23 protein-coding genes are annotated in these 26,133 nt (G+C 68.2%); 14 read left to right on the top strand and 9 right to left on the bottom strand.

All coding sequences use genetic code 11. The features are described from left to right. Positions 1-87: 87 nt before the first annotated feature. On the bottom strand, positions 88-1,392 hold the full coding sequence (locus tag IEW07_RS11920; RefSeq protein WP_188537515.1) for an ABC transporter substrate-binding protein: 1,305 nt from the start codon (positions 1,390-1,392) through the stop codon (positions 88-90). A gap of 144 nt (positions 1,393-1,536) precedes the next feature. Next, positions 1,537-2,718, bottom strand: coding sequence for a Gfo/Idh/MocA family protein (locus IEW07_RS11915; protein ID WP_188537513.1), 1,182 nt, complete (start codon positions 2,716-2,718; stop codon positions 1,537-1,539). 244 nt (positions 2,719-2,962) lie between these two features. Between IEW07_RS11915 and IEW07_RS11910 the strand changes: the two genes are divergently transcribed. From IEW07_RS11910 to IEW07_RS11890, 5 genes are all read left to right on the top strand, one after another. After that, positions 2,963-4,123, top strand: a complete 1,161-nt coding sequence (locus tag IEW07_RS11910) for an ROK family protein (protein ID WP_229741818.1) — start codon at positions 2,963-2,965, stop codon at positions 4,121-4,123. 101 nt (positions 4,124-4,224) lie between these two features. Beyond that, on the top strand, positions 4,225-5,370 hold the full coding sequence (locus IEW07_RS11905; protein ID WP_188537511.1) for an ABC transporter ATP-binding protein: 1,146 nt from the start codon (positions 4,225-4,227) through the stop codon (positions 5,368-5,370). Between the two features lie 187 nt (positions 5,371-5,557). After that, positions 5,558-5,833, top strand: a complete 276-nt coding sequence (locus tag IEW07_RS11900; RefSeq protein WP_188537509.1) for a transposase — start codon at positions 5,558-5,560, stop codon at positions 5,831-5,833. A 43-nt stretch (positions 5,834-5,876) separates the two neighbouring features. Continuing rightward, positions 5,877-6,218, top strand: a complete 342-nt coding sequence (locus IEW07_RS21750; RefSeq protein ID WP_188537507.1) for an IS3 family transposase — start codon at positions 5,877-5,879, stop codon at positions 6,216-6,218. A gap of 31 nt (positions 6,219-6,249) precedes the next feature. Continuing rightward, a complete protein-coding gene (locus IEW07_RS11890; RefSeq protein ID WP_188537612.1) occupies positions 6,250-6,417 on the top strand; it encodes a DDE-type integrase/transposase/recombinase in 168 nt (55 codons plus the stop codon). A gap of 9 nt (positions 6,418-6,426) precedes the next feature. Here the strand turns inward: IEW07_RS11890 and IEW07_RS11885 are convergent, their stop codons facing one another. Beyond that, complete coding sequence (locus IEW07_RS11885) at positions 6,427-7,434, bottom strand: helix-turn-helix transcriptional regulator (RefSeq protein WP_188537505.1); 1,008 nt, start codon at positions 7,432-7,434, stop codon at positions 6,427-6,429. 54 nt (positions 7,435-7,488) lie between these two features. Continuing rightward, entirely contained in the window at positions 7,489-8,271 is a 783-nt protein-coding gene (locus tag IEW07_RS11880) for an SDR family oxidoreductase (RefSeq protein WP_188537502.1), read from the bottom strand. Positions 8,272-8,438: 167 nt separating this feature from the next. Here IEW07_RS11880 and IEW07_RS11875 point away from each other — a divergent pair, with 167 nt between their 5' ends. Then, on the top strand, positions 8,439-9,716 hold the full coding sequence (locus IEW07_RS11875; protein ID WP_188537500.1) for a benzoate/H(+) symporter BenE family transporter: 1,278 nt from the start codon (positions 8,439-8,441) through the stop codon (positions 9,714-9,716). Positions 9,717-10,042: 326 nt separating this feature from the next. On the opposite strand, the gene IEW07_RS11870 is transcribed toward IEW07_RS11875, so the two are convergent. Further along, positions 10,043-10,621: a transposase gene (locus IEW07_RS11870; RefSeq protein WP_188537498.1), complete on the bottom strand. Its 579-nt coding sequence runs from the start codon at positions 10,619-10,621 to the stop codon at positions 10,043-10,045. A gap of 281 nt (positions 10,622-10,902) precedes the next feature. On the opposite strand from IEW07_RS11870, the gene IEW07_RS11865 reads away from it, so the two are divergent. Further along, on the top strand, positions 10,903-11,649 hold the full coding sequence (locus IEW07_RS11865; protein ID WP_188537496.1) for a haloacid dehalogenase type II: 747 nt from the start codon (positions 10,903-10,905) through the stop codon (positions 11,647-11,649). Between the two features lie 112 nt (positions 11,650-11,761). On the opposite strand, the gene IEW07_RS11860 is transcribed toward IEW07_RS11865, so the two are convergent. Continuing rightward, positions 11,762-12,532: an IclR family transcriptional regulator gene (locus IEW07_RS11860; RefSeq protein ID WP_188537494.1), complete on the bottom strand. Its 771-nt coding sequence runs from the start codon at positions 12,530-12,532 to the stop codon at positions 11,762-11,764. Between the two features lie 196 nt (positions 12,533-12,728). On the opposite strand from IEW07_RS11860, the gene IEW07_RS11855 reads away from it, so the two are divergent. Both IEW07_RS11855 and IEW07_RS11850 read left to right on the top strand, forming a co-directional pair. Further along, positions 12,729-13,550 (top strand): maleate cis-trans isomerase family protein, encoded by an 822-nt coding sequence (locus IEW07_RS11855; RefSeq protein WP_229741809.1) that lies wholly within the window; start codon positions 12,729-12,731, stop codon positions 13,548-13,550. A gap of 12 nt (positions 13,551-13,562) precedes the next feature. Continuing rightward, complete coding sequence (locus tag IEW07_RS11850; protein ID WP_188537492.1) at positions 13,563-14,960, top strand: SLC13 family permease; 1,398 nt, start codon at positions 13,563-13,565, stop codon at positions 14,958-14,960. A 64-nt stretch (positions 14,961-15,024) separates the two neighbouring features. Here the strand turns inward: IEW07_RS11850 and IEW07_RS11845 are convergent, their stop codons facing one another. Further along, complete coding sequence (locus tag IEW07_RS11845) at positions 15,025-15,657, bottom strand: flavin reductase family protein (RefSeq protein ID WP_188537490.1); 633 nt, start codon at positions 15,655-15,657, stop codon at positions 15,025-15,027. A 402-nt stretch (positions 15,658-16,059) separates the two neighbouring features. Between IEW07_RS11845 and IEW07_RS11840 the strand changes: the two genes are divergently transcribed. The 5 genes from IEW07_RS11840 to IEW07_RS11820 all read left to right on the top strand — a co-directional run bounded on the left by IEW07_RS11840 (position 16,060) and on the right by IEW07_RS11820 (position 22,212). Then, a complete protein-coding gene (locus IEW07_RS11840) occupies positions 16,060-17,031 on the top strand; it encodes a helix-turn-helix domain-containing protein (RefSeq protein WP_229741808.1) in 972 nt (323 codons plus the stop codon). Positions 17,032-17,522: 491 nt separating this feature from the next. Next, positions 17,523-18,113 carry a flavin reductase family protein gene (locus IEW07_RS11835; protein WP_188537486.1) on the top strand — a complete coding sequence of 197 codons (591 nt, stop codon included), beginning with the start codon at positions 17,523-17,525 and terminating at the stop codon, positions 18,111-18,113. 123 nt (positions 18,114-18,236) lie between these two features. Then, complete coding sequence (locus IEW07_RS11830) at positions 18,237-19,877, top strand: 4-hydroxyphenylacetate 3-hydroxylase family protein (protein ID WP_188537484.1); 1,641 nt, start codon at positions 18,237-18,239, stop codon at positions 19,875-19,877. A 150-nt stretch (positions 19,878-20,027) separates the two neighbouring features. Continuing rightward, entirely contained in the window at positions 20,028-20,924 is an 897-nt protein-coding gene (catA, locus tag IEW07_RS11825) for a catechol 1,2-dioxygenase (RefSeq protein WP_188537482.1), read from the top strand. A gap of 184 nt (positions 20,925-21,108) precedes the next feature. Continuing rightward, positions 21,109-22,212, top strand: coding sequence for a mandelate racemase/muconate lactonizing enzyme family protein (locus IEW07_RS11820; protein WP_188537479.1), 1,104 nt, complete (start codon positions 21,109-21,111; stop codon positions 22,210-22,212). A 95-nt stretch (positions 22,213-22,307) separates the two neighbouring features. Here the strand turns inward: IEW07_RS11820 and IEW07_RS11815 are convergent, their stop codons facing one another. Together IEW07_RS11815 and IEW07_RS11810 are read right to left on the bottom strand one after the other, a co-directional pair. Beyond that, positions 22,308-24,020 (bottom strand): sensor histidine kinase, encoded by a 1,713-nt coding sequence (locus IEW07_RS11815; protein WP_188537477.1) that lies wholly within the window; start codon positions 24,018-24,020, stop codon positions 22,308-22,310. Between the two features lie 1,101 nt (positions 24,021-25,121). Further along, positions 25,122-26,129, bottom strand: a complete 1,008-nt coding sequence (locus IEW07_RS11810; protein ID WP_188537475.1) for an alpha/beta fold hydrolase — start codon at positions 26,127-26,129, stop codon at positions 25,122-25,124. Positions 26,130-26,133: the final 4 nt, after the last annotated feature.

Below are 26,133 nucleotides of genomic sequence, written 5' to 3'. Positions count from 1 at the left end.
CCCGGCGAAGGCACCCGGGAGGTGCCCTCAGGCACCTGTTGCGAAGGACGTTGAATGGTTGACATGACTATTCCTTAATTCCCGGATTCAGTTGCCCGGAACGTCATACCCTGCCTGCTCCAGCAACGAGGTGACCCGGTCGGCCGCCTCGGACAGGGCAGCCTCGGGAGCAGCGTCGCCAGAGGCTGCCTTGTTGACCGCCACGGCGATCTCGTGGCTGATCTCGGTGTAGTTGGTCACACGCGGACGACCGACGCCGACCTCCAGGGACTCGCCCAGCGTCTCGTAGAACGCGGCCTCGGCCGGATCTGCGCCCTCGGAGGAAATGGCGTCGTAGACCGAGGTGCGGCTGGGGTGCAGCTGGTCCTCGGTCATGGCCTGCTGGGTCTCCGAGGAGGTCAGCCAGGAGATGGCCTGGTAGGCCCACTCCTTGTTGTTGGAATTGGCGTTGATGCCCAGCATCCAGGTGCCGAAGTGCGGTCCGGCGGCCTCGGCCTGGGGCACGGGTGCGTAGGCGATCTCCCCGCCCTCGACGGTGTCGCTCAGTTCCAGGGCGTGGAAGTTGGTGGTCATCGCGGTCAGGCCATTGTCGAAGGAGGTGGCGGTTTCCTCCCACGAGGCGGAGGTGCTGCCCGGGGGGACGGCCCCGCTGTCGATGAGCTCCCGGTATGTCTCCAGAGCCTCGACGCCTTCGGGGGAGTCGAAGGCCATCTCCAGCTTGTCGTTGACCAGGTGGCCGTCACCGCCGTAGCTGGCCAGCATCGTCTTGAAGTCCGTAGTGGCCCATTCGCCCACACCGGCCATGACCGTGGTGCCGTACAGGTTCTTGTCCGGCTGGGTGAAGAACTTGGCGACCTCCACGTACTCGTCCCAGGTCTCGGGAACCGTCAGCTCCCGTCCGTGCTCGGCCCGGAACGCCTCCTTCTGCTCCGGGTCCTCGAACAGGTCCTTGCGATAGGCCATCACCGACACGTTGGACTGGATCGGCAGACCGTAGACGTCGAAGTTCTCGGCGGTGATGGCTTCGATATCAGCCGGCTCGTTCGGGTTGGGGAACTGCTTCAGGGTGTCGCCGGCGTCGTAGACCGCGGTGTCGAAGAAGACCTTGGGAATGAAGTCGGAGATCGCTCCCTGAGGTTGTTCGTTGAGCTCCTCGGAGGTCAGGTACTCGCTCAGGGGCTCCAGGTTGCCCACCAGCGCCGGCGCCCACGGAGTGTCCACCGCGATGATGTCGTAGTGCTCACTGGAGGAGGCGAACTCCGAGAACACCCGCTGCTGCAGCGCGTCGTAGGGCTGGGTGTCGATCTCGAGCTGAACGCCGAACTTCTCCTCGAACGCCGGGACCTGCGCCTGCAGGGCGGCCGCGTTGGCCTCGGCGGTCGTGTACAGCACGCGGAGGGTTTCCGGTTTGGCCCCGGGGTCACCCCCGGCCTCGGGACCACCGCAGGCGGTGGCGACGAGAGACAAGGCAAAGAGCGGGCCGGTCACCTTCAGAACGCGGGCGCGGGATGAATTCTTCATAGTGAGGATGTCTCCTTAGTCGGACGTGGTCAGCGGCTGCTGGGCGGTCAGCGGATGGCTCCGCCCCGGAGTGTCCGGGGGGAGGAAGAGGTCGGGAACCGAGACCCACGCCCCGTCGCGGGCGGAAGTCAGGACGGCGGCGGTCAGCGCGGCCGCGCGCAGACCGTCGGCGAAATCCGGCAGCCCGTCAGGAACGTCCCCCGCCACGGCGGCGTAGGTGTCGGCCACGAAGCCGTTGAAGGCGTCCTGATATCCCTGGGGGTGACCGGCCGGAACCAGGGCGAGCCGGGCCGCATCGGCGTGCAGGCCCTCGGGGGAACGGGTGATGATCTGCGAGGCGGCCTTCCCGCCCACCCACAAGGTCTCCGGGGCCTCCTGATCGAAGAACAGGCTCTGGGCCCGCCCATTGATCTCGAAGGACAGCCGGTTCTTCCGCCCCGGGGCTACCTGGCTGATCATGAACGTGCCCAACAACCCGTTCGCGGTGCGAAAGAGCAACGCGGCCACGTCTTCGGTCGTGATGCACTTGGTGTTCTTGCGGTCGGCAAAAATGGTCCGCGTCTGGGCGCACAGTCCGCTAATGCGCTCTCCCGCGACGAACTCGACCAGATCGCACAGGTGCGACCCGATGTCGGCAAAAGCACGGGAGGCACCCCCCACTTCAGCGTCGACCCTCCAGTTGTCGTCGGAGGTGTTCAGCAACCAGTCCTGCAGGTAGGAGCCCTGGACAGTGATCAGCGGACCCAGATCGCCGGCGCCGACCCGCGCACGGGCTTCCCTCACCATGGGATGGAACCGGTAGACGAAGGGCACGGTGGCAATCCGCTTCCGCTCCGCCGCCAGCCGGAGCAGGGAGGCAGCGGTCTCGGGATCGGTGGCCAGCGGTTTCTCGCACACCACATGCTTGTCCGCCTCCAGCGCCGCCATGGTGATGGCGGCATGGGAGGCATTGGGCGTGCACACGTGTACGAGATCCACCGAGCCGTCCACCAGCAGCTCTTCGACACTGGCGTACGCAGACGGGATATCGAACCGTTGCGCCGCCCGTTCGGCACTGGCCCGGGTCGAGGAGGCCACTCCCACGACTTCCGCACCGGCCGCTCGGGCGGCACGGCAGTGGACCTCGGCCATGAAGCCTCCGCCTACGATGCCAACCCGCAGCCGCGGTCGTCGAAGCAGTGTGTTTTGAATCACCATGCCGTTAGTGTGACACGAAGCAGGCACCTTTTGTCAATGAGTGCACAAAAGAGGGTTGATCCATGTCGTAACGAGGTCTACGCTCATGTCATCAGCCCTGACCGGAAAGATGGTCGGGCCTGGAGGCGGAACCTCTCGTTGCATGACGGGCGGCCGGAGGGAACGAAGGGTGAGTACGGTGACACTGAACGAGACTCAGGCGTCACGCCCAGTACGGGCGCAGGCCACGGACGTAGGCAAAGTGCTGTCCGCCTTCGGCACCAGCGAGCTGTTCCAGCTCCTACGGGACGGGCAACCGAGGACCCGCGCCGAGCTGGCGGCGAGCACAGGGTTTGCGCGCGCCACGATTTCCTCCCGGATCGATGAGCTGCTCAAGATCGGAATGGTCCTCCCGGTGGCCGAGGCCGCCTCCACCGGAGGCCGGCCCTCGGCGCGAGTGGCCTTCAATCCCGCGGCCCGAGTGGTGGCCGCAGCGGACTTTGGGGCCACCCATGCCACCATCGGGATCACTGATCTGTCCGGGCGGATTCTGGCCAAGGAGTACGAGAGCCTGGAGATCGCCAACGGCCCCGAGGCGGTGCTGGACCGGCTGATGGAGGTGGTTGCCGCCCTGCTGCGGCGCCTCGAGCGGGACGCGAGTGAGCTCATCGCCGTCGGCATCGGACTGCCTGGCCCCGTGGAGTTCTCCACCGGGCGACCGACGAATCCACCGATCATGCCTGGCTGGGACGGGTTCGACGTGCCCGCATACGTGCGTCGCACCTACGACGTGCCCGTGCTGGTCGACAACGACGTCAACATCATGGCATTGGGGGAACGAGCCGCCTCCTGGCCCGACGAGCAGAATCTCATCTTCCTCAAGGTGGCCACCGGGATCGGCGCAGGCATCATCAGCGGTGGGCAGCTCCAACGCGGGGCCGACGGAGCCGCCGGCGACATCGGCCACATCCCTGTCTCCCGCGGGGCAGGAGTGCTCTGCCGCTGCGGCAACACGGGATGCCTAGAGGCGGTGGCCGCCGCCCCTGCCGTTGCCGCCGTCCTACGTGAGCACGAGGCCGAGGTGACCACCAGCGCCGATATCGTCCACCTGGCCCGCGGCGGGGATCTGGCCGCCCTGCAGGCCGTGCGTCAGGCCGGTCGCGACATCGGTGAGGTCCTCACGCTCTACGTCACCATCATGAACCCGGCGCTGATCATCATCGGGGGCTCCTTGGCCCAGGCCGGAGAACACCTCCTCGCTGGCATCCGCGAGGTCGTCTACTCCCGTTCCACGCCGCTGACCACTCAACATCTGTCGATCGTCCAGTCCCGAACGGGCCCTGACGCCGGCGTCATCGGCGCAGGAATCATGGCCATCAATCATGTCTTGGCCCCGGACCATCTGGAGGCCCTGGCCTCCGCCTAGCGGAGATCCCTCGGCAGACGTCCACCCATGCTCATAACTGAATAGTCATTCCATTCACTACGGATCGTCCGGCACGTACCTGCCGGTGAAGGAAGCTCATCATGGCAACGATTACCTTTGACAACGCCACCCGCGTCTACCCCGGAGCCGACAAGCCCGCGGTCGATGCCGTGAACCTGGAGATCGCCGACGGGGAGTTCCTCGTCCTGGTCGGCCCGTCCGGGTGCGGGAAGTCCACCACCCTGCGGATGCTCGCCGGGCTGGAAGAAGTCACCAGTGGACGGATCCTGATCGGCGACCGCGACGTCACCCACATGCCGCCCAAGGACCGGGACATCGCCATGGTCTTCCAGAACTATGCTCTCTACCCGCACATGACGGTGGCCGAGAACATGGGGTTTGCCCTGAAGATCGCCAAGGTCGACGCCGAGGAGAGACGGCGGCGGGTGGAGGAGGCGGCGAAGATCCTGGACCTGACCGACTACCTGGACCGCAAGCCCAAGGCCCTGTCCGGGGGCCAGCGTCAGCGCGTGGCCATGGGGAGGGCGATCGTGCGGTCTCCGCAGGTGTTCCTGATGGACGAGCCGCTCTCGAACCTGGACGCGAAGCTCCGTGTGCAGACCCGCACCCAGATCGCCTCTCTCACCCGTCGCCTGGGGGTGACCACCGTGTATGTGACCCACGACCAGGTGGAGGCGATGACCATGGGCGACCGGGTGGCCGTTCTCAAGGACGGGCACCTGATGCAGGTCGACACCCCCCGGGCCCTCTACGACCGCCCGGCCACGGAGTTCGTCGCCGGGTTCATCGGCTCCCCGGCAATGAACCTCTTCCGCGTCCCCGTGCGGGCCGGGGCCGCAAACTTCGGAACCCTGCAGATCGAACTTACTCGCGAGCAGCAGGGCGCCCTGTTCGGCGACACAGTCTCCATCGGGATCCGCCCCGAGGACCTCCACCCGGCCCCCGAGGGACAGGGGCTGCCCATCGTCGCCGACGTGGTCGAAGAGCTCGGGGCCGACGCCTTCGTCTACGGCCACCTCGCCGAAGTTACCGCGGCCAACACGGTGGTGCTGGTGGACGCCACGGAGGGGATCGAGGAGTCCCAGGAAGGCCTCGGGGCCCACGAGATCGTGGTCCGGGTCGAGGGTCGCACCCCGCCCAAGGCAGGGTCCACTCTCTGGGTGGCACCGAACCGGCAGCACCTGCACCTGTTCGATGCCACCACCGGTATCCGCCTGCCTGACTGACCGGGGCGACCATTCACAACCACGCCAACCAGCACCTGCCACAGGCTCCGGCTGGCCAGCTGCCGAAAGCAAACCGAGCTTGGCCCTGCCCCACCTCTGAAGGTGGGGCAGGCACCGGAATGCCGTGAAGTGACCCCTATCCGCCGGACTCCTTCGAACTTGGCAGAAGCCAGGGAAGGAGGCTTTGATGGGTCGAGTGAGCAAGTACCCGCCGGAGTTGCGCGACCAGGCCGTCGCGCTGGTGCTGGACGGCAATCGCAGTGCCCGGGAGATAGCCCGGGAACTGGGCATCAACCACGAGACGCTGCGGAACTGGGTGACGAAGGCCCGCCGGGATCGTGCTGCCGGCCCAGCTGCCTTGAGCAGCGATGAACGGCTCGAGCTGGCCCGGTTGCGGCGGAAGGTCGCCGAGCTCGAGGTGGAGAAGGAGATCCTTCAACAAGCCGCGGTCTTCAACGCCTGAGGACAGTCGATGAGCTCCCGGGCGAAACTGATGGAGTTCATCGATGCTTCAGAAGACCGCCTATGGGGTCCGTCGGCTGTGCCGAGTGCTGGGCGTCTCGAAGACGGCCTACTACGAGCACCGAGGACGCGACGGTGGCGCCTCGACGAGTGACTGGTCTGACGCGCATGATGCCCAGACAGCCCGGGCGGCCTGGGCCGAGCACCCCCGCGTCTACGGTGCTCGCCGGCTCACGGCGGAGCTGCGCCACCGCGGGCACCGGTGGAATCGCAAGAAGGTGGCTGACGCTGATGCGTGTGGCCGGCGTCGAGGGCGCCCATCGGCGCCACCGCGGCAAGTACGGCAGGCGGTCCCTCTCGACAGCCACCGCCCCGGACCTCGTTGAGCGGCAGTTCACCGCCTAAAAGCCGAACAAGCTGTGGGTCGCTGACATCACGTATCTGCGGAGCTGGGAAGGGTTCCTGTACCTCGCGGTGGTGATCGACGCGTGCTCGCGGAAGGTCGTGGGATGGGCGATGGCCGACCACCTCCGCACCGAACTCGTGCTGGATGCGGTCAGGAGGGACTGCCGCACGGATAGGTGACGTTGTCACCTATCCGTGCGGCAGTCCCTCCTGTTTTCCCGCTGGCGGTGTGGCCGGGGTCTTGTGGTGAGCTTGTCGCGATCCCGGTGCCAGGGAGGTTTCATGTGCGGCTGAGTCGGGGCCGGGCCTGGGCGCTTCCAGAACTGTGGGAGTGGTGGGCGGTGCCGGTTGGTCCGGTGCGGGGGTGTCGTCGTGGATCCAAGCGGCGAGGGTGCGCAGTTTGGCCTCGGAATGCGAACCGGGTTCGGTGGTGTAGATGAACAGGGTCTGATCTGGTTCCCCAGTGACCTCGAGGGCTTCGTAGCGGATGTCGAGGTGGCCCACGAGCGGGTGGTTGAGCCGTTTGGTGCCGTCGCGGCGTTCGACCACGCGGTGGTCGGCCCACCAGGTGCGGAATTCTTCGCTGTGGACGGCCAGCTCCCCGACGAGCTGGGCCAGCAACGGGTCATCGGGGTGGCGGCCGGCGTCCAGGCGCAGGGTGCCGACCATGGAGGAGGCGATCTTCTCCCAGTCCACGTATCGGGACCGGGCCTCCTCGTCGAGGAAGGCCCAGCGGATCAGGCTGCGTTCCCGTGCCGGTTTGGCTGGGAAGTCGGTGAGCAGGAATGCGGCCAGCGGGTTCATGGCCAGCACTTCGGTGCGCCGCCCCCGGATGAAAGCGGGGTGGGCGGTGAAGGAGGCCAGCAGATGGTGCAGGGAGGGCCGGACGCGCTGGACGCCTGTCTCCGGCCTGCTACGGTGCGGGGCGGCCACTGCTCGGGCGAGGTCGAACAGGTGCCGGGTGGCCAGATCGTCCAGTTGCAGGGCCTGGGCCAGGGCGCCCAGCACGGCCTCGGAGGGGCGCTTGTGGCGGCCCTGTTCCAGGCGGGTGTAGTAATCGGTGCTCATCCCGGCCAGGGCGGCGACCTCCTCCCTGCGCAGTCCCGGCACGCGGCGCCTGGGCCCGCCGTCCCCGGCCGGGGAGGCCAGGGCCCGGCGGGCCTTGAGGAACTCACCGAGTTCAGTACCGGGGGTCATCTCTGGGCTCCTTTCACCACATGACCCATGATGCCCCCACTGGAGGGGAGGACATCAGATGGTGCGGTGCATCTTGTGAATCGCGGCCTGGGCCAGTGGCTTGATGACCAGCTGGTCGATGTTCACGTGGTGGGGTCGGGTCAGGGTCCAGGTGATGGCATCGGCCACATCATCGGCGGTCAGCGGGCCGGGCACGCCGGCGTAGACGGCGTCGGCAGCGGCCTGGTCACCGCCGAGACGACGCAGGGAGAACTCCTCGGTGTGCACCAGCCCGGGGACGACCTCGATGACCCGGACGGGCTCGCCGTTGAGCTCCAGGCGCAGGGTCTGGGCGATCACCCGCTCGGCGTGCTTGGCCGCGGCGTAGCCGCCCCCGCCCTCATAGGTGGTGTACCCGGCCACCGAGGAGACGACCACGACGTCCCCGCGCCCGGACGCGCGCAGGCCCGGCAGCAGGGCCTTGGTCAGTCGGACCGTGCCCAGGACGTTGACCTCGTACATCCACGACCACTTCGCCAGATCCGCCTCGGCGATGGTCTCGGTGCCGCGGGCACCACCGGCATTGTTGACCAGCGCGTGGACCGGCCCGGCGGTCTCGACGATACTGGCCACGTCCTCCTCGGAGGTGATGTCCGCGGCCAGCACGTCGCAACCGATCTCTTCGGCCAGGGCGTCCAGGCGGTCGCCGCGCCGGGCGACGGCCAGCACGGACCATCCGGCGCTCACCAGGTGGCGGGTAGCGGCGGCACCGATGCCGGTGCTCGCGCCGGTGACCACCGCGCGCAGACGCTCAGCGGATAGACCGGGAGAGGAAGTGGATTCGGTGGTGGTCGTCATAGGTCCCATTCCACCAGTCCGCCCCCCGCCGTGGGGGGCGGCAGCCGGGCCCAGCTGATCCTGGGTATGGCATACCCAGGATCAGCTGGGCCCCTCATACGGCCCCATGACCACGAGGGTGCTGGTGGACTGGTGGGGACCAATGTTGTCATCGTTCAGGAGCGACCATGCCCACCACAGCGCACGAGACGCCCCCCACCGCGCCCGAGCGGTCGCCGCTGCTCGAACGCCCCGATGCCCGCCCGGCCGGGGTGCGCGACGTTCTGCGCGACATCGCCCCGCAGTACGCCACCAACGGGGTGATCGGGCTGGTCTTCGCCGCTTCCGGGCCGATCGCGGTGACCCTGGCCGTGGGCGCGGCCGGGGGCCTCACCCAAGCCGAGCTCGCCTCGTGGGTGTGCGGGATCTTCCTCTCCGCCGGGGCCGCGACCGTGGTGATGTCCCTGCTCTACCGCCAGCCCCTGGGCTTCGCCTGGTCCATCCCCGGCACGGTGCTGCTGGGCCCGTCCCTACAGCACCTGTCCTTCCCCGAGGTGGTCGGGGCATTCTTCACCTCCGGGGTGCTCATCCTCGCCCTGGGTGCGACCGGGGTGGTGCGCCGGATCATGGCCGCGATCCCCATGCCCATCGTGATGGCCATGGTCGCGGCCGTGTTCCTGCGCTTCGGCACCGACATCGTGGCCTCCACCCAGGCCAACCCGGTGGTGGCCGGGCCCATGGTGGTCGCCTTTCTCGTGCTGACCGCAGTGCCCGCCCTGGGGCGGTACCTCCCGCCGGTGCTGGGCACCCTAGTGGCCGGGGTTATCGCCGTGGCGCTCAGCGGGCAGTTCGCGATGGAGGCCGGGGGCGGGCCGCTACTGGCCACCCCGGTGTTCACCACCCCGGAATTCACCTGGGCCGCGCAGCTGGAACTGGTGGTGCCGCTGGCCATCACCGTTCTGATCGTCCAGAACGGCCAAGGTGTGGCCGTGCTGCGCGCGGCCGGTCACCGTCCACCGGTCAACGTCTTCGCCATCGCCTCCGGGGCGTTCTCGGTGCTCAACGCCGGATTCGGGGCGGTCTCGGCGTGCGTGACCGGCCCCACCAACGCCCTGCTGACCTCGTCGGGGGACAAGCACCGCCAGTACACCGGTGCGGTGGTCTACGGGCTGCTGTCCCTGGTGTGTGCGCTGCTGGCCCCGGCCCTGACCCGGTTCATGCTCGCCACCCCCGAGGCCTTCGTGCTGGCCCTGGGCGGCATCGCGATGCTCAAGGCCCTCCAGCAGGCCTTCGTCACCGCGTTCTCCACGACCTTCACCCTCGGATCCCTGGTGACCTTCGTCGTCACCATCTCCGGGCTGGATCTCTTCAACATCCACGCCGCGTTCTGGGGCATCCTCATCGGCTACACCGTCTCCCGCCTGCTCGAACGACACGACCACTCCGCGTCACTGCAGCCTCTGTGACTGCGCAACTGCAGGAGAAGCGTCCCGGCTCGGAGGCAACACCCGCAACCTGCTCGACACCTCCAAAGCCCGCGGCATCAAGTCCCGCTCGCCTCGCGACGGCATCACGACCGATCCCGAGGCCGAGACCGAGCTCGGCGGGGCCACTGCCCAGGCCATGGTCACCATCATCTGCGCCTTCGCCCAGCTCGAGCGCGACCAGCTCTCGGAACGGACCAAGGCCTGGCATGGCAGCGGTCGCGGCCCACAGACGCCGAACGGGCCGCGGCGAGGCCATGGCCGAGCACCCCGCAGGTCAAGCGGGCGTGCGACGGCAAGGCGGCCCTTCACAAATGCGCATGGGCAGAGATGTTCCGCCACGGCAGGTTACCGCCAACGGCGAGCAGGGCGTGTATCCGGTAGTTCTCGAGGTTCCGGAAGCCGCGGGCGGCCTCCGGGATCGAGCAGGCCGGGAAGGCGGCGAGGGTCTCGGCGACGAGCTGGCGTCCCTGCGCGGGGCGGACGTGGTAGACGGCGCGCCACTTCTGGTAGCAGCGCCAGGCCAGGGACACCTCCTGGTGCGGGTCCCCGACCGCCGGCTCGGCGTTGAGCCGGGTGATCTGCTTGGCAGTGAGGTGCTCGACACCGATCTGCAGAGTCCGGCGGATCCCGTACAAGGGATCGCCGGCCCTTCCGCAGTGGCCCGGAGTGTCTTGGTGCACGCGGCGACGCACCTCATCGATGACCTGTCCGCTTAGCGTGACCACATGGAACGCCTCGAGCACGCTGCAGGACGAACACCCCACCAGGAACGGCACGGTCTCGATCACCAGGGCGAACAAGCGTGGTCCGCGTTCCACTGCGAGCACGTGGACATCGGGCAGGTCGAAGAGCGCGCACGCGGGCGTGCAGATAGCGTGAGACACGTCCAGGCCTTCATGGCTCAGGGTGCTCGGTCGCTACCCATCTTGGAGGCCTCGGCCTCCACCCAGACCACACCACACGCGCTCCGGGGCGTGCCCGAGCATTCCGCTACCCCTGATCATCTGTGAAGGGCGTGACCAGTTGTCGGGGGTGCCGCACAGGATGAACAAGCGCACGGCTGATGCGCCCCTTCCGTGCGCCCTGGCTGAGAGGGGACCATGGGAGAGCCCACGGTCCCCCAGAGTTCTTGCTCGGAAGACCCCTTGTCCCTGAGAGAAGCCATATGTTCACTGAGTTGAAGTCCACAGTAGGCCCCCAGGGTCTGGCCGATGTGAAGGCTCTGACGTTCGACGTCTTCGGGACCGTCGTGGATTATCGGAGCAGCATCGTGGCGGAGGGGCGCCGGCTGTCCGCAGCGCACGGCGTGGAGGTGAACTGGGGGGACTTCGCCGATGCGTGGCGTGCCGGGTACCGCCCGGCCATGGAACGGGCGATGCGGGATGACTCGTCGTGGGTCAACGTCGATGCGATCTATCGAGCCGTTCTGGACGATCTGCTGGAGCGGTACGGTGTGGTCGGGCTGACCGAGGAGCAGAAGGTCGAGTTCAACTTCGTCTGGCACCGGCTCCAGCCCTGGGGGGACTCCGTGCCGGGGCTGGAGAGGCTGCGTGCCCGGTACATCCTGGCCACGCTGTCCAACGGGAATGTCCGCTTGCTCGTCGACATGGCCCGGCACGCGAAGCTGCCGTGGGATCTGGTGCTCAGCTCCGAAATCGCTCGTGCCTACAAGCCGGATCCGCGGGCCTACCGGATGGCCCTGGACCTGCTGGACCTTCAGGCCGGGGAGGTCATGATGGTTGCCGCTCATCAGTACGACCTGCGGGCGGCGCACCAGCTGGGGTTCCGGACGGCGTTTGTCATGCGGCCGCTGGAGCACGGACCGCATGCCGTACCGGACCTCACGGCGGACGACTCCTTCGACGTGGTCGCCACGGACATCGTCGACCTGGCCCGCCAGCTCGGTCTCTGAGCATCCCTCCTGGTCCCTGACAGCCGCCGCGGCCCGGGAGGTCAGAACACCGTGCAACGCTATGGCGTCCGTGTGCACGCTGCGATGAGAACGACGATGGCTCCCTGGCGGGTCAGGGCGCCTGTCCCAGGGCTGTGCTGGCTGCGGCCGCTGCTTGTGCCACAACCGGACCCAGCCGGGGAACGTCGTCGGGGCCGACGCGCTGGGTGGGGAAGCCCAATCCCAGCACTCCGGCCAGCCGGCCGGAGTGATCGAAGACCGGGGCGCTGATGGACCCGACGTCTTCGTGGCGTTCCCCGAAGGCGGCGTAGTAGCCCTGATCGCGGGCCACGGCCGCCTGTGCCTCCAGCGTCTCCAGGCTGTCGGGGGTGGCCGGGGCGAACTTGGTCAGCGGCGCATCCCGGAGGGCCTCCCACGCCTCGGGGTCGTAGGCCAGGAAGATCTTCCCGGGAGCCCCGGCGTGGATGGGCATGACCTGCCCGACCCGGAAGGGTCGCATGACCACGTGGCGGGTCTCGGCGACGGCCACCACGGTGCGGAACGCCCCGTCCCTGATGTAGAAGCAGGCCGTCTCCCCGGTCTCGTCGCGCAGCTGTTGCAGGATCGGGCGCACCAGGCGCACGACGTCCAGACCCACGGTGCCCGGGGTGGCCCAACGTACGAGCCCGATCCCGATCCGGTACCTGTCGCCGTCGCGGTCCAGGAATCCCTCCCGCACCATGTTTTGGACCAGTCGCTGGCACGTGCTGGAGGGAAGGCCGGTCTTCTGGATGAGCTGCTGCAGGGTCGGCTCGGGTTCCTCGACCGAGAAGCAGTCGAGGATCTCCACCACCTTGTGCAGCACCAGGATGGGCGCCGCCCCCGCGGGCTGTTTTGTTGCCACTGTGCCTTCCTTGCTGAGCCGTACCGATGAGCGGCCCCCAGCCTAGTCAATGCCCGGTAAGGCCCCACCGCGGGGGGAGGACCCCCGGCTTCACAGGATGTGACGTGGTTGACACTCCCATTCTGCCACCCACATACTGGTTTGGCATCCCACGAAGTGGGTTTCTGCTTCATCACGCTGATCCACTGGAGTATCTGTGAGCCTGTCTGACATCACCTGCGAGACCGCCCCCGAGCCCAAGGCCGCCCGCACCTCCCGGGTGGGGCTGATCGTTCCCAGCTCCAACACCACGATGGAGACCGAGCTGCCCGAGCTCTTCCGCCGCCAGTCCGAGGCCACCGGGCAGCGCTACACCTTCCACTCCGCCCGGGCGGGGCTGAAGCAGGTCAATCGCGAGGAGCTGCTGGCCATGGTCGGCAAGGCCGGTGACTGCGCCCGGGCGGTCTCCGACGCCGACGTCGATGTCATCGCCTATGCCTGCCTGGTGGCTGTGATGGCCCAGGGCCCCGGCGCCCACACCGGCTCCGAAGAGGTCATCGCCTCCGCCGCCCGCGAGAACGGCCACCCGGCCGAGGTCACCAGCAGTGCCGGGGCGCTGGTGCGTACCCTGCAGGAGATGGGCGCGCGGAAGATCGCCATGGTCGCGCCCTACATGCTGCCGCTGACCCAGATGGTGCGCGAGTACATCGAAGGAGCCGGCATCGAGGTGCTCGACGCGATCAGCCTCGAGGTCGACGACAATCTGGCCGTGGGTGCGCTGGACCCGCACAAGCTCCCGGAGATCGCCCGGGACCTCAAGCGTGAGGGCGCCGACGCCATCATCCTCTCGGCCTGCGTGCAGATGCCGTCCCTGCCTGCCGTCCAGGTCGTCGAGGACGAGATGGGTCTGCCGGTGATCACCGCGGCCACGGCCACCACCTACGAGATCCTCAAGGCCCTGGGGCACACCCCCTCGATCACCGGCGCCGGCGGGCTGCTGGCCGGGGCCTACACCACCGCCGCGGCCGGGCGCGGATAACCAAGGGGAACCATGTCACTGTCACTCATCGCCTTTCTGATCCTGATCGCCGCCTTCGCCCTGGGCTCCTTCACCCGCGTCAACGCCGGCCTGGCCGCCACCGTCGCTGCCTTCGGGGTGGGCACCCTGGTTGCCGGGATGCCGATCAAGGACGTCATCGCCCAGTTCCCCTCGGGACTGTTCTTCATCCTGGTCGGTGCCACGCTGCTGTTCGGCATCGTGCGCGTGACCGGCACCATCGACCTGCTGGCCTACTGGGCCGAACGGCTGGCCGGGCAGCGCAGGCTCCTGGTGCCGGTGCTGATGTTCCTGCTCACCGCGGCCCTGGCCTCGGCCGGGGCGTTCACCCCGGCGGCCATCGCCATCGTCGCGCCGGTGGCTCTGGCTCTGGGCACCCGGTTCGGGATCAGCACCCTGGCCATGGGCCTGGTCATCGTCCAGGGCGCCAACGCCGGGGCGTTCTCCCCGGTCAACCCCTTCGGCGTGCTGGCCAACGTGATGCTCGACGAGGCCGGGGCCGGGGCGCAGGACACGCTGAAGCTCTACGTCTACTGCTTCGTTTTCAACGCCATCCTGGCCGTGCTCGCCTACGCCGCCGTCCAGGCGATCATGAACCGGCGCACCCCCCGGGCCAACGGCTCAGCACCGGCCCCGGCAGGAGGCTCCACCGCCGCCGAGCGTGTGACCGAGGAGGCCTGGAAGGACCCGGAGGAGGAGGCGGAGGCCGCCGGCTCCCAGACCGGGCTCCTGACCGCTGCGCCGCGGACGAAGACGGCCTCCACACTCCTGGTGGAGGGCCCCGTCAAGGTCGATGTCACTCCGATGCGTGTCCTCACCCTGGCCGGGCTGGCGGCTCTTCTGGTGCTCACCACCGCCTTCGGCCTGGACGTCGGGGTCGCCTCTCTGGTGATCGCCCTGGTGCTGATCTGCGTGAAGCCGTCCGTGCAGAAGCCGGCCGTGGAGTCCATGCCGTGGTCGGCGATCATCCTGGTCACCGGCATCGTCACCTACGTCGGGATGCTGGAGGCCATGGGGGCGCTGGAGGAGCTGCAGGCCGGTATCGCCAGCCTGGGCAACAGCTCCGTGGCCGCGCTGATCACCAGCTACGTGGTGGGCATCGTCTCGGCCTTCGCCTCCACCACCGGAACCCTCGGGGTGATCAGCCCGATCGTCACCCCGATCGCCGCCGACCCGCTGCTGAGCCCGATCGGGGTAGTCACCGCCATCGCCATCAGCTCCTCGGTGGTCGACGTCAGCCCGATGTCCACCAGCGGGGCGCTGCTGATGGCCAGCGCCCAGCCCAAGGACGAGCGGCTGTTCTTCCGGGCCCTGCTGCTGTGGGCCATCGCCATGATCGGGGTGGTGCCGCTGCTGGTGTGGTTCGTGTTCGTGCAACTGGGGATCGGCTGATCCACCGCATTGACGACCAGGGGCGCCCGGGATCATCCCGGGCGCCCCTGGGCCGTCGACGGGGTCAGGATGCCTGTCCGTCCTTGCCCTTGAAATGACCCGGCCAGTCCGCGGCCTTGATCCGACGGATCTCACGGATGGGACCTGTGGTGCCCCACTCGTTGCGGCCCAGCCGGGCCAGCGGCTCCAGCAGGTCCATCCGCGGATGGGGGCCCTCCAGCACCTCAGAAGACACCGCGGCATGGGTGACCTCCCCGAACACCAAGGTGCAATCGCCCATCGGCAGGATCCGGTGGAGCCGGCACTCCAGGGCCACCGGGGACTCCTTGACCCGTGGGGGCCCCACCGTGGCGCTGGGCTCCCGGGTCAGCCCGACCGCGTCGAACTCACTGACCTCGGCGGGGAAGTCGGTGCCGGTGGCATTGACCTCCTCGAACAACCAGGCAGGGGTGAGGTTCACGACGAACTCCCCCCGGGCCTGGACGTTGCGCAAGGAGTCCTTCTCCCCGACCGAGGTGAACTGGATGATCGGCGGGTTCACGGAGGCGACCGTGTAGAAGGAATGCGGGGCTAGGTTGTCCACGCCGGTCTCGGACGTGCTGGAAACCCAGGCGATCGGCCGCGGCACCACCACCGCCGTCAACAGCCGGTAGAAATCCCGCGACGACATCTCATGGGGATCGAAATCTGCTCGCATGATGAGTCCTCACATTCTCTGGGCAGTCCAATCCTTGTGCCGCCCTTCGCGGATGTTTCTCCTGGAACTGTACGACGAGCCCACCGAGCCCACCGAGCCCACCGAGCCCACCGAGCCCACCGAGCCCACCGAGCCCACCGAGCCCACCGGAGGGGCCTGAGGCTAATCAAGACGGTCACCGACGCTGGAGGGACCAGTCATTCCCCCCACACCCCCCGATCCCTCGTCCGGATCAGGCACTCTCGCACCGGGCTCATCACAGGACAGAAGGGCGTCCGGAGCGGAGTGCGCGCGGCGGGGGACGCACCTGATCCGGTCGATTTTGCAGGGGATGGGACCATTTACACTTCCTATAACTACTTGGAGTGCTGTGCCTCACACCGTCGAAGGAGGGACAAGATCGTGGCGGAGCCTCAGGACGCCCCTTCCTCCTCGAGGCTGCTGAGTTTTTCGACCGCCCAGATCCCGGCGAGCCACCGCATCGAGCACTGGGAGTCGCACAACGCCAAGGCGCTCATCGGCCTGGACATCCGCACCCTCGAGAATTCACCGCTGGTGGCCGAGGAAATCAATCTCCACTTCCCGGCTCTGCGCTTCGCCCGGGTGAAGGGCTCCTCCCAGATCGTGGAGCGGTCGGAGCGGATGATCGCTGAGCGTCCCACCGGTGATGTGGCGATGTTCTTCGCCCTGGGTGGGGAGGCCTTCTTCTACCACTCCACGGGAATGATCATGCTCAAGGCCGGCCAGGCGGTGCTCTACGACGCGGATCAGCCGTTCGTGCGCGGTTTCTCCTACGGCGTGCGTGAACTGGTGCTCACCGTTCCGCATGAGGAGTACGTGCGGCTGTCCCGTGGGAAGCCTTTGAAGGAACCGGTGGTCTTCGAGTTCGCCACCGGGGCGGGCACCCCCGGCAAGGACCCTGCCGCCACGAGCCTGGCCTCCCTGATCAACTCGGCCCTGCGCCGACCCCAGGAGGACCCCCACCGGGTGGAACAACAGGCCTTGGCCCTGGTGGAGCAGCTGCTGGTCCGGGCGATCGGCACAGACCACAGCTCGGCATACCGACGGGCTCTCCAGGAGATCGACCGCCGGTTCGCTGACGTCTCGCTGAACCGTGCTCAGGTCGCGGCAGCTGCGGGAGTGAGTGAACGTCAGCTCGCCCGGTTGTTCGCCGCTCGCGGGGAGACATTCGCCGAGCACCTGCTGGCTCACCGGCTGCAGGCGGCCGAAGCCCTGTTGGTCTCCGAACCTCATACGCCGGTCGCCCAGATCGCCCGCCGCTGCGGATTCGCCTCGCCGTCGCACTTCGCCCGGTCCTTCAAGGCCCGCACCGGCGTCACCCCCTCGGAGCTGCAACGCGCCACTGAGGCGTAGGCCGGGCCACATCAATTCTCCTGTCGTCTCAATGGGGTGGCGGGGGATATCGCGATGACCTCCAGGGGACACCGGCTGTCCCCCAGGGGACATGGCCTGGGCGCCGCGCATGTGAGTCAAGACACTTTTGGCATGACTTCAGCTCACCGCTTTCCGGCGCACGATCCAGGAGGATTCTGGGTCCCACCTCGATCGATGTCAGCCGGACAACGTGACCCAATGATCCCCGTGGTCATCGTCAGCCCAGTGATCTCGACGAGAAGCTAACGGCTTCACAGCCCTGGCCCACCCAGCTGATCACCGACAGCTTTCGGCTCGGCGCTCGAGTGCACGATCCCGCCGTTCCAGCCGTAGGCGCCCACAGGCACCGGCCGGAGATCATCTCACCCGCAACGACCCCCATGAAGGGCCTGTGGCGGCAGACCGGCTGCCTTTATCTCACCACTTCCACTACCCCGCACTGATGCGGGCAGTACGAGGAGGACGTATCCATGAGCGAGACCACGGCGACCGACCAGTCGGCGCCCATCGAGCAGGCTGTCGATCCCCGGGCGCTGCGCAACGCGTTCGGGAAGTTCGCCACCGGTGTCACCGTGGTGACCTGCCGGACTCCCGACGGCACCCCGCACGGGGCCACCGTCAACGCCTTCACCGCGGTGTCCCTGGACCCGCCGCTGGCCCAGGTCACCCTGATCCGCGGCAACAAGGCCTCCCAGTACCTGGAAGACGCCCCGTTCGCGATCAACATCATGGCCGCCGACCAGCTGGCGACCTGCCTGCACTTCGCCGGCAAGCCCATGAAGGACGCCCCCGCCTGGCGCTCCGAAGAGGGCATCCCCGTGCTGGAAGGCAACGCCGCGACCATCGAGTGCAAGCCCTGGAAGATCTACGACGGCGGGGACCACCTCATCGTCATCGGCGAGGTCGTGGCCCTGGAGATCAACGACGTCGACCCGCTGCTGTTCGTCTCGGGGAAGTTCCGCGAGGTCGGCCGTTTCTCCGGCGGCAGCCCCTGGGAGGCCTGCGGCGACAGCCTGGCCACCGGCTGGTTCGAGGGTGCCACCTCGTTCCCGTCCTTCTGACCCCTTGCCCTGCCTCTGACCCACCGCCGTCCGCGGGAGCCTTCCCGTCATCGGAAGCTGCTGCACCCCCGCCCCACCACCTCTCACCAGCACCGCACCACTCTCATCGAAGGAGACGAGACCATGACCACCACCCCGCAGACCGACCGCCAGACCCAGGCCGGCGACATGTCCGAGCGCACCACCCCGGCCAACCCCCAGCTGCCGATGACCGGCGACGAGTACATCGAGTCGATCAAGGACGGCCGGGAGGTCTACCTGCACGGTGAACGCGTGGAGGACGTCACCACCCACCCGGCCTTCCGCAACTCGGTGCGCATGGTCGCCCGCCTCTACGACGGCTTCCACGACCCCGCGACCTCCGACAAGCTCCTGTCGGACACCGACACCGGCTCCGGGGGCAAGACCCACCCCTTCTTCAAGGTCCCGCACTCGGTGGAGGACCTCAAGGAGTCGAAGACCGCGATCGAGACCTGGGCGCGGATGACCTACGGCTGGCTGGGCCGCTCCCCCGACTACAAGGCCGCCTTCCTGGGCACCCTCGGGTCGATGCCGGAGTTCTACTCCCCCTACCAGGAGAACGCTCAGCGCTGGTACAAGGAGTCCCAGGAGAAGGTCTCCTACTGGAACCACGCGATCATCAACCCGCCCGTGGACCGGCACCTGCCCCCGGACGAGGTCGCCGACGTGTTCATGAAGGTGGAGAAGGAGACCGACAACGGGGTGATCGTCTCCGGGGCGAAGGTGGTGGCCACCGGTTCGGCGATCACCAACTTCAACTTCATCTCCCACTACGGGCTGCCGATCAAGAAGCCCGAGTTCGCGATCATCTGCACCGTGCCCATGGACGCGCCGGGGATCAAGCTGATCTCGCGGACCTCCTACGCCCAGAACGCCGCGGTCACCGGCACCCCCTTCGACTACCCGCTGTCCTCGAGGCTGGACGAGAACGACGCGGTGTTCATCTTCGACAAGGTCCTGGTGCCCTGGGAGAACATCTTCGCCTACGGGGACCCGGAGCAGATCAACGGGTTCATGCCCCAGACCGGGTTCATCCAGCGCTTCACCTTCCAGGGCTGCATCCGCCTGGCCGTCAAACTCGACTTCATCGCCGGGCTGCTGCTGAAGGCCCTGGAGATCGGCGGCACCGCCGACTTCCGCGGCGTGCAGGCCCGGGCCGGGGAGGTCATCGGCTGGCGCAACCTGTTCTGGGCCCTGGTCGACGCGATGATGCTCAACCCCGACGAGGGTCCCAACGGGTCGGTGCTGCCGAAGATGGACTACGGGCTGGCCTACCGGATGTTCATGGCCCAGGGCTACCCGCGGATCAAGGAGATCATCGAACAGGACGTCGCCTCGGGGCTGATCTACCTTCCCTCCGGCTCCCTGGACTTCAAGAACGCCGAGATCCGCCCCTACCTGGACAAGTACGTGCGCGGCTCCAACGGCATCACCGCGGTGGAGCGGGTCAAGCTCATGAAGCTGCTCTGGGACGCGATCGGCTCCGAGTTCGGCGGCCGCCACGAGCTCTACGAGCGCAACTACTCCGGCAACCACGAGAACGTGCGCGTGGAGATGCTCATGAACGCCATGCACAACGGCACCACCGACACCATGCACGGAATGGTCGAGGACTGCATGGCCGAGTACGACCTCGACGGCTGGACCGTCCCGGACCTCTTCGACGGCTCCGACGTCAACGCCTACCTCCAGCGCGACCGCGACCGCACCACCGGCTTCGGCAACGCCGTCCGCGACCGCTGACCCGGCGTCACCCTGACTCCCTGCGGCCCCGGGACTTTCTGCCTGGGGCCGCGGGGCACCATCGAACGTCACGGCTGGCCCTTCTCATGACCTCCCCGTCGCGACGACAACACCTTTATCCAACGACAGACCACAAGGAGTGCGGAAACCATGACGAACACCCAGGCCGAGAGCTCGGCGGAAACCCGCAGGGAGAACGAGGGCACGGCTGTCGAGGCCGGCACCAAGGCCACCGAGCGGTTCACCGCCTCGGGCAAGCTGGCCAAGCTTCAGGTGCCCCAGGAGCGCGTGTCGCTGCTGGCCGGTGAGGCGATCAGGGCGATCAACGACATCGCGGTCAAGCACCAGGTCACCTACGAGGAGTACAACGCCCTGAAGGCGTGGCTGATCAAGGTCGGCACCGACGGGGAGTGGCCGCTGTTCCTGGACGTGTGGCTGGAGCACACCATCGAGGACATCAACTCCCAGGAGCGCCCCGGTGCCGTCGGCACCATCGAGGGCCCCTACTACGTGCCGAACTCTCCCGTGCTGCCCACCCCGGGCACCCTCCAGATGCGCGAGGACGAGCCGGGCACCCCGCTGCTGTTCAAGGGCCGGTTCACCGACACTGACGGCAACCCGATCCAGGGCGCGCAGGTGGAGATCTGGCACGCCGACGCCAACGGGTTCTACTCCCAGTACGCCCCGGAGCTGCCGGAGTGGCTGTTCCGCGGGACGGTGAAGGCCGACGAGAACGGCTACTTCGAGATCAACACCAAGCGCCCGGCCCCGTACCAGATCCCCACCGACGGGGCCTGCGGGCAGCTGATCAGTGCGGCCGGGTGGCACGCGTGGCGTCCGGCGCACATCCACATCAAGGTCTCGGCCCCGGGCTACCAGCTGGTGACCCAGCAGCTGTACTTCCCGGGGGATCCGCACAACGAGGACGACATCGCCTCGGCGGTCAAGCCCGAGCTGATGCTCGATCCCAAGCCGCGCACCGACGGCGGGGAGGGCGAGGAGGTCGTCTACGACTACGTCCTCGCCAAGGAGGGCCAGACCAAGTAGCGGCCGGCTCAGTCCGGAGCTCTCTCCGCTGCCGGATCTCGGCAAGTCGGTGCCGGCGGCTGTCCTCGGGATCCGTGCGCCCCGAGGGCAGCCATCAACCCGCCCAAATGTCCTGTTCGCCCACCCCAGCCTCACAACCCTCGCCCCCCGTCCCGCAATCCGACGAGAAAAGGCCTGCCCGCCCATGAAGATCGCGACCATCGAGGCGATCCCCTACTCGATCCCCTACGTCCATCCGCTGCACTTCGCCTCGGGCGCCGTCCACGAGGCCGACCACGTGCTGGTGCGCGTCACCACCGACGACGGGATCGTGGGCACGGCCGACACCCCGCCGCGGCCCTACACCTACGGCGAGACCCAGAAGTCCATCGTGGCGGTGGTGCAGGACATCTTCGCGCCCCAGCTGGTCGGCCTCGACGTCTTCGACCGCGAGAAGGCGCAGACCGTCATGGCCCGCACCGTCCACAACGAGACCGCCAAGGGGGCGGTGGACATCGCCCTGTGGGACGTCATCGGCCAGGCCCTCGGCCGGCCCGTGACCAAGCTGCTGGGCGGGTTCACCGACTCCATGCGGGTCTCCCACATGCTGGGCTTCAAGCCGGCCGCCGAGCTGCTGGACCTGGCCGTTCAGTTCCGCGAGACCTACGGCATCTCCACGTTCAAGCTCAAGACCGGCCGGCACCCGATCGGCCTCGACGTCGAGGCCGCCCGCGTGCTGCGCGAGGGTCTGGGCGAGGACGCCGAGATCTACATGGACGCCAACCGCGGCTGGTCCGCCAACGAGGCCATGGAGGTGCTGCGCCGCACCAATGACCTGGGCCTGCAGTTCCTCGAGGAGCCTGACGACGCCCGCGAGGTGCTCGGCCGGCGCCGGCTCGTGGAGAAGTCGATGATCCCCATCGCCGCCGACGAGTCGGCGCCGAACCTCGGGGAGGCCGCCCGGGAGATCCTCACCGGCGGGGCGAACCTGCTGGCGGTGAAGACCGCCCGCTCCGGGTTCACGGAGGCCGCGAAGATCGTCGGTCTGGCCGAGGGCATGGGCGTGGACGTCTACGTCGGCAACCAGATCGACACGCAGGTCGGCACCGTGGCCTCCGTGGTCTTCGGCGCCGCCTTCGCCCACACCTCCAAGCGGGCCGGGGAGCTGTCCAACTTCCTGGACATGGCCGACGACCTCCTCGCCGAGCCCGTGGTCATCGCCGAGGGCCGGATCCGCGTCCCCCAGGTGCCCGGCGTGGGCACCGCCGTGGACGAGGAGAAGCTCACCAAGTACCGCACCGACCGCTGATGTAAGAGGGCATGACGCCATTGACACGGGCCGGGACAGAGGCCGGATGCGGATGCCTGACCAGGTCCCGGCGGGAGAGGGAGGAAGCGGGGAGATCAGGTATCGCTGGTGGCGGTCTCGGGGCTGCTGGGGGCGTTGTGCGGTGGATTCCCGGTGAGGGGGTCGGGTCCGGTGGGGGGTGTGGCCGGGAGGGTAATGGTGAAGACCGTGCCCTCGCCCGGGGTGCTGTGGCAGGTGATGGTGCCGCCGTGCTGGTCGATGATGTCCTTGCTCAGGGCCAGTCCGATCCCCAGGCCCGGGATGGTGCTCATGCGGGCGGTGGGGCTGCGGTAGAACCGGTCGAAGACCTTTGTGGTGTCGGCGGGGTCCATGCCGGGTCCGTGGTCGATCACCTGGATCTGTGCGCCCTGGCCGGTGGAGGTGGCCACGACGAAGACGGTGCTGCCGGTAGGGGAGTACTTGATCGCGTTGGAGAACAGGTTGTCCAGCACCTGGCTGATGCGCACGGGGTCACCGTCGACCAGCAGGGACTCCGGTGCCGAGGTCTTGACGGTGATGCCGGCCTGGGCGGCGTGGGGCTGGGCGGCCGCGGTGGATTGTTCCAGCAGCGGCACGAGATCGAGGCGGACCCGGTGGATGCCGACGGTGGTGCGGTGGGTGTCCAGCAGGTCGGTGACCAGGTTCAGCAGCTGCTCGGTGTTGCGTTCGATTACTTCCAGCCCGGCGTGGACGTGGGCGGGCAGGTGCTCGTCCATGGCCAGCAACTCGGTGTAGCCGCGGATGGAGGTCAGCGGGGTGCGCAGCTCGTGGGAAATCCCGGCCACGAACTCGTCCTGGGCTCTCAGGGCCTCCACCAGGTCGGTGACGTCGTGGAAGGACAGTACGGTGCCCTCACGGATGAAGTGCTCGTCGGTCATCACGCGCGTGGAGACCGACAGCACCCGCTGGGCCGGAGGGGGGCCGATGCGGATGAGCTGGTTGGAGAACGCCTCCCCGGCCACGGCCCGGGATACCGGGCGCTGGTCCGGGGGCAGAGGATGATCGCCATTGGGGCCGAAGACCAGCAGCTCTGCCTCGGGGGCGTCCTCGAGGCCGGCGGGCACCCCCAGGAGGCGGATCCGGCGCTGCCGGCGGTTCATGAGGATGTCATGGCCGTGTCTGTCGATGGCCAGGACCCCGACGTCGACGGCGTCCAAGACGGTGTCCAGCAGCCGCTCCCGGCGGGCCCCGGCGGCCAGCAGCTGGCGCAACTGGGCGTCCTTGGCCTCCATGCTGTTGGTCAGCACCTGGGCCATGAGACCGATGGCCAGCATCATCACCGGGATCAACAACGGACCGGTCACAGCGGGGATGGTCACCGGTCCGGGGCGGAACACCAGTGGCGTCCACAGCATGGCCAGGGTCAAGAGCGCCCCCAGCGGGGCCGCGGTGCGGGGCAGCTGGGCGGAGGCGACCAGCCACAGCACCGGGAAGGCCGCCAGCAGCGGCACCCCCAGCATCTGCGGGAACACTCCTTCGAACAACAGCCCGATGGGCACGAAGTCCAGCACCGGCACCACCAGGAACGACCGGTAGGGCAACCGGTCCCAGGGCACGGCCGCGCACACCACGGTCAGGACCACCGTCAGCACCCCGGCCCACTGCACCAGCGGGTGGGCCAGCAGCGGGGCGTGGAAGACCGCCATGCTCAGATAGATCAGCACGGTGGTGAGGGTCTGCGGCAGCTGGCTCACCACGACCCGGCCCCGCAAGGACAGTTCGTGGAACTGGAGTCTGACGAGGCGGGGGAGGGCAACGACTGGGTCCACGGCGGGGCTCTTCCAACGGCGGGGGCACCACCCCGGGGACCAGGGGTGGCATCTGCAAATGCTAGTGCCTGCGGCCATCCCGTCCTGCCCTGACCTGCAGCGCAGCCCGCGTGGCCACAGGAGGGTCCAGGGCCCACCGTGGTGGCCCGACGCGGGGGCGAGCACCCCGGGCGGAGGGATCCACGTAAGCCCGGACCCCTTCCGGAGGCCGGGCGCAGGTGAGGGTGGGGCCTCACCGCTGTGGTGGGGGTTGCGCCCTGGTCGTGAGGAGCGGAAACACCCGTGCGCTGCATTCGGGTGGCCGTCCCCGGCGATCCACCACCTGTATCTGTATCCGCCCGCGGGTCCGTCACGGGCCCCCGAGGAGCATCCCTGTCCTTCGTGGGGTGGGGTGCGGTGGCCCTTGTGCGGACCAGGGAGAACTGGTGTGGCACATGCCATATTTACTGTGCGGTAGCATCGCGGGGTCCGGGGCCGCCGCCCCGGGCCGCAAGGCCGGGAGCTGGCTCCCTCGCGGGTTCCCGGCCTTGCACCTGGTCAGCGCATATCCTTCGCCCGGAGTGTCCCCGTTCCGCCGACCGGGGGTACTCCCGCCGATCTGCGGCCAGACGGGGGCCGAGCTCGCCGCCGACCCCCTGACCTCGGAAGCACCGCAGGGCTCAACGGGCCGATGCCTCAACCCGTCAGGCCGGGGCGATGAGTGCCCTGTTACCCGTGGTGGACGGTCAGGGGAGGATGTGTCGTAGCGCGGGTGGGGCGCCGATAGTCTTTCCCGGTGCCCGAATACCCCGCCCACTCCCACGTGTTCGTCGACGAATCCAAGGTCGGCGGCTACTACCTCGCCGCCAGCGTGGTCGCCGCCGGCGACGTGAGTGGTGCCCGGTACAGTGCGCGGACCGGGCGGCTCATAAGAGTGCCCAGGGAGTGGAAGCAGGGCCAGGGCAAGAGGGGTGGGGGTCGCTCAGCGCCTCCCACCCCTCTTGTCCATACACCGTCCTAACACCTGAAGTGAACGAGTCGCTCTGGGGCTGGCCCTTGAGGGCAGGGCGGGACGCTCCATGGCTTCGGACGTTGTGGCCCAGCGTTCTGCGGCGAGATGGCTCAGACGTCGTTTTCGTCCCAGTGGAGCAGCCACCGGATCACGGGCGCGCATGCCTGTTCTGCGTTGGCCTCCATGAGCAAGCCGTGTCCGTTGCCGTGGGTGCCCTCATCCGGTAGATGCATCCGCTCGGCGGACGCCCCTGCGTGCTGGAGAAAAGTCACCACCTCGTCGGCGAAGTCCGCGAAGGGCGAGGCACCACCGGTGACAATGAGCACCGCGGTGTTCTCGAGTCCGGGAATCCTCCGGGTCTCCGGTTCCGCTTCGCGGACCGCTTGCGCGCTCTCCAACGGCGGGTCGTAGGTGACGGGTGCGGCGGTGAGGCCCCACTCCAGTGCGCCCATGCCCGGGAATTCGACGAAGGCCGGGCCCATCGGCTCGACGCTCACGATGGCCTTCACGAGTTGGGGCCGTCGGTCGGCTGCCAGCCATCCCACCGGGCCACCGGCGGAATGGGTCACGAGAATGGCGGGACCGATCCGATCGAGCAGCCGCGACAGACGGTCGGCGTCGAGCTCCTGCGAGTACCCCAGGTCAGCGGGCAGCGGACCGAAGGCCGCGACCAGCTGGTCCAGGCCCTCGTCCCCGGGGTCGCGACCCCATGCCCATGCGGACTGCTCCTCGGCGCGCTCCGGCGGGGCGAACAGGCCCACGGCGGCCTCATAGCTGAACGGGGCCCCCATCTCACCGATGACCTCTGGGTGGTACGGGGAGCGGCCGTGGCCCGGACGATCGACCACATAGACGGGGAACCCGGCCTCCACGAACCGGTGGGCCCAGCCGGGCCGCCCGTCGACGGTGCCCAGCCAATCCGTGCCCTGGCCGCCCCCGCCGTGGACGAGCACGAGCGGACGCTTGCCGGTGAGCGGTTCTGGGGCCTCCCACTGGACGAACATGGGGCCGCGCTGGGCGGTGCCTGTGCTGGTGGCCACGGTGTCGCCGGGAACCCAGAACTGGCCGCGGCGGGACGTTACCGCCGGGATGGTCGTGTCCTGATGGGGAACGGGCATGAAC

Origin of the sequence: Kocuria dechangensis, assembly GCF_014636775.1 — a bacterium.
Lineage (GTDB): Bacteria > Actinomycetota > Actinomycetes > Actinomycetales > Micrococcaceae > Kocuria > Kocuria dechangensis.
Note: the sequence above shows the minus strand (reverse complement) of the source record. Positions and strands in the feature narration are given on the sequence as shown.

What these genes read in the sequence shown, in the direction of transcription:
- IEW07_RS11915 (WP_188537513.1), bottom strand. Translation starts at nt 2,718, where the DNA reads ATGGTGATTCAAAACACACTGCTTCGACGACCGCGGCTGCGGGTTGGC.
- IEW07_RS11905 (WP_188537511.1), top strand. Translation starts at nt 4,225, where the DNA reads ATGGCAACGATTACCTTTGACAACGCCACCCGCGTCTACCCCGGAGCC.
- IEW07_RS11900 (WP_188537509.1), top strand. Translation starts at nt 5,558, where the DNA reads ATGGGTCGAGTGAGCAAGTACCCGCCGGAGTTGCGCGACCAGGCCGTC.
- IEW07_RS21750 (WP_188537507.1), top strand. Translation starts at nt 5,877, where the DNA reads ATGCTTCAGAAGACCGCCTATGGGGTCCGTCGGCTGTGCCGAGTGCTG.
- IEW07_RS11885 (WP_188537505.1), bottom strand. Translation starts at nt 7,434, where the DNA reads ATGACCCCCGGTACTGAACTCGGTGAGTTCCTCAAGGCCCGCCGGGCC.
- IEW07_RS11880 (WP_188537502.1), bottom strand. Translation starts at nt 8,271, where the DNA reads ATGACGACCACCACCGAATCCACTTCCTCTCCCGGTCTATCCGCTGAG.
- IEW07_RS11875 (WP_188537500.1), top strand. Translation starts at nt 8,439, where the DNA reads ATGCCCACCACAGCGCACGAGACGCCCCCCACCGCGCCCGAGCGGTCG.
- IEW07_RS11865 (WP_188537496.1), top strand. Translation starts at nt 10,903, where the DNA reads ATGTTCACTGAGTTGAAGTCCACAGTAGGCCCCCAGGGTCTGGCCGAT.
- IEW07_RS11850 (WP_188537492.1), top strand. Translation starts at nt 13,563, where the DNA reads ATGTCACTGTCACTCATCGCCTTTCTGATCCTGATCGCCGCCTTCGCC.
- IEW07_RS11845 (WP_188537490.1), bottom strand. Translation starts at nt 15,657, where the DNA reads ATGCGAGCAGATTTCGATCCCCATGAGATGTCGTCGCGGGATTTCTAC.
- IEW07_RS11835 (WP_188537486.1), top strand. Translation starts at nt 17,523, where the DNA reads ATGAGCGAGACCACGGCGACCGACCAGTCGGCGCCCATCGAGCAGGCT.
- IEW07_RS11830 (WP_188537484.1), top strand. Translation starts at nt 18,237, where the DNA reads ATGACCACCACCCCGCAGACCGACCGCCAGACCCAGGCCGGCGACATG.
- catA (WP_188537482.1), top strand. Translation starts at nt 20,028, where the DNA reads ATGACGAACACCCAGGCCGAGAGCTCGGCGGAAACCCGCAGGGAGAAC.
- IEW07_RS11820 (WP_188537479.1), top strand. Translation starts at nt 21,109, where the DNA reads ATGAAGATCGCGACCATCGAGGCGATCCCCTACTCGATCCCCTACGTC.
- IEW07_RS11810 (WP_188537475.1), bottom strand. Translation starts at nt 26,129, where the DNA reads ATGCCCGTTCCCCATCAGGACACGACCATCCCGGCGGTAACGTCCCGC.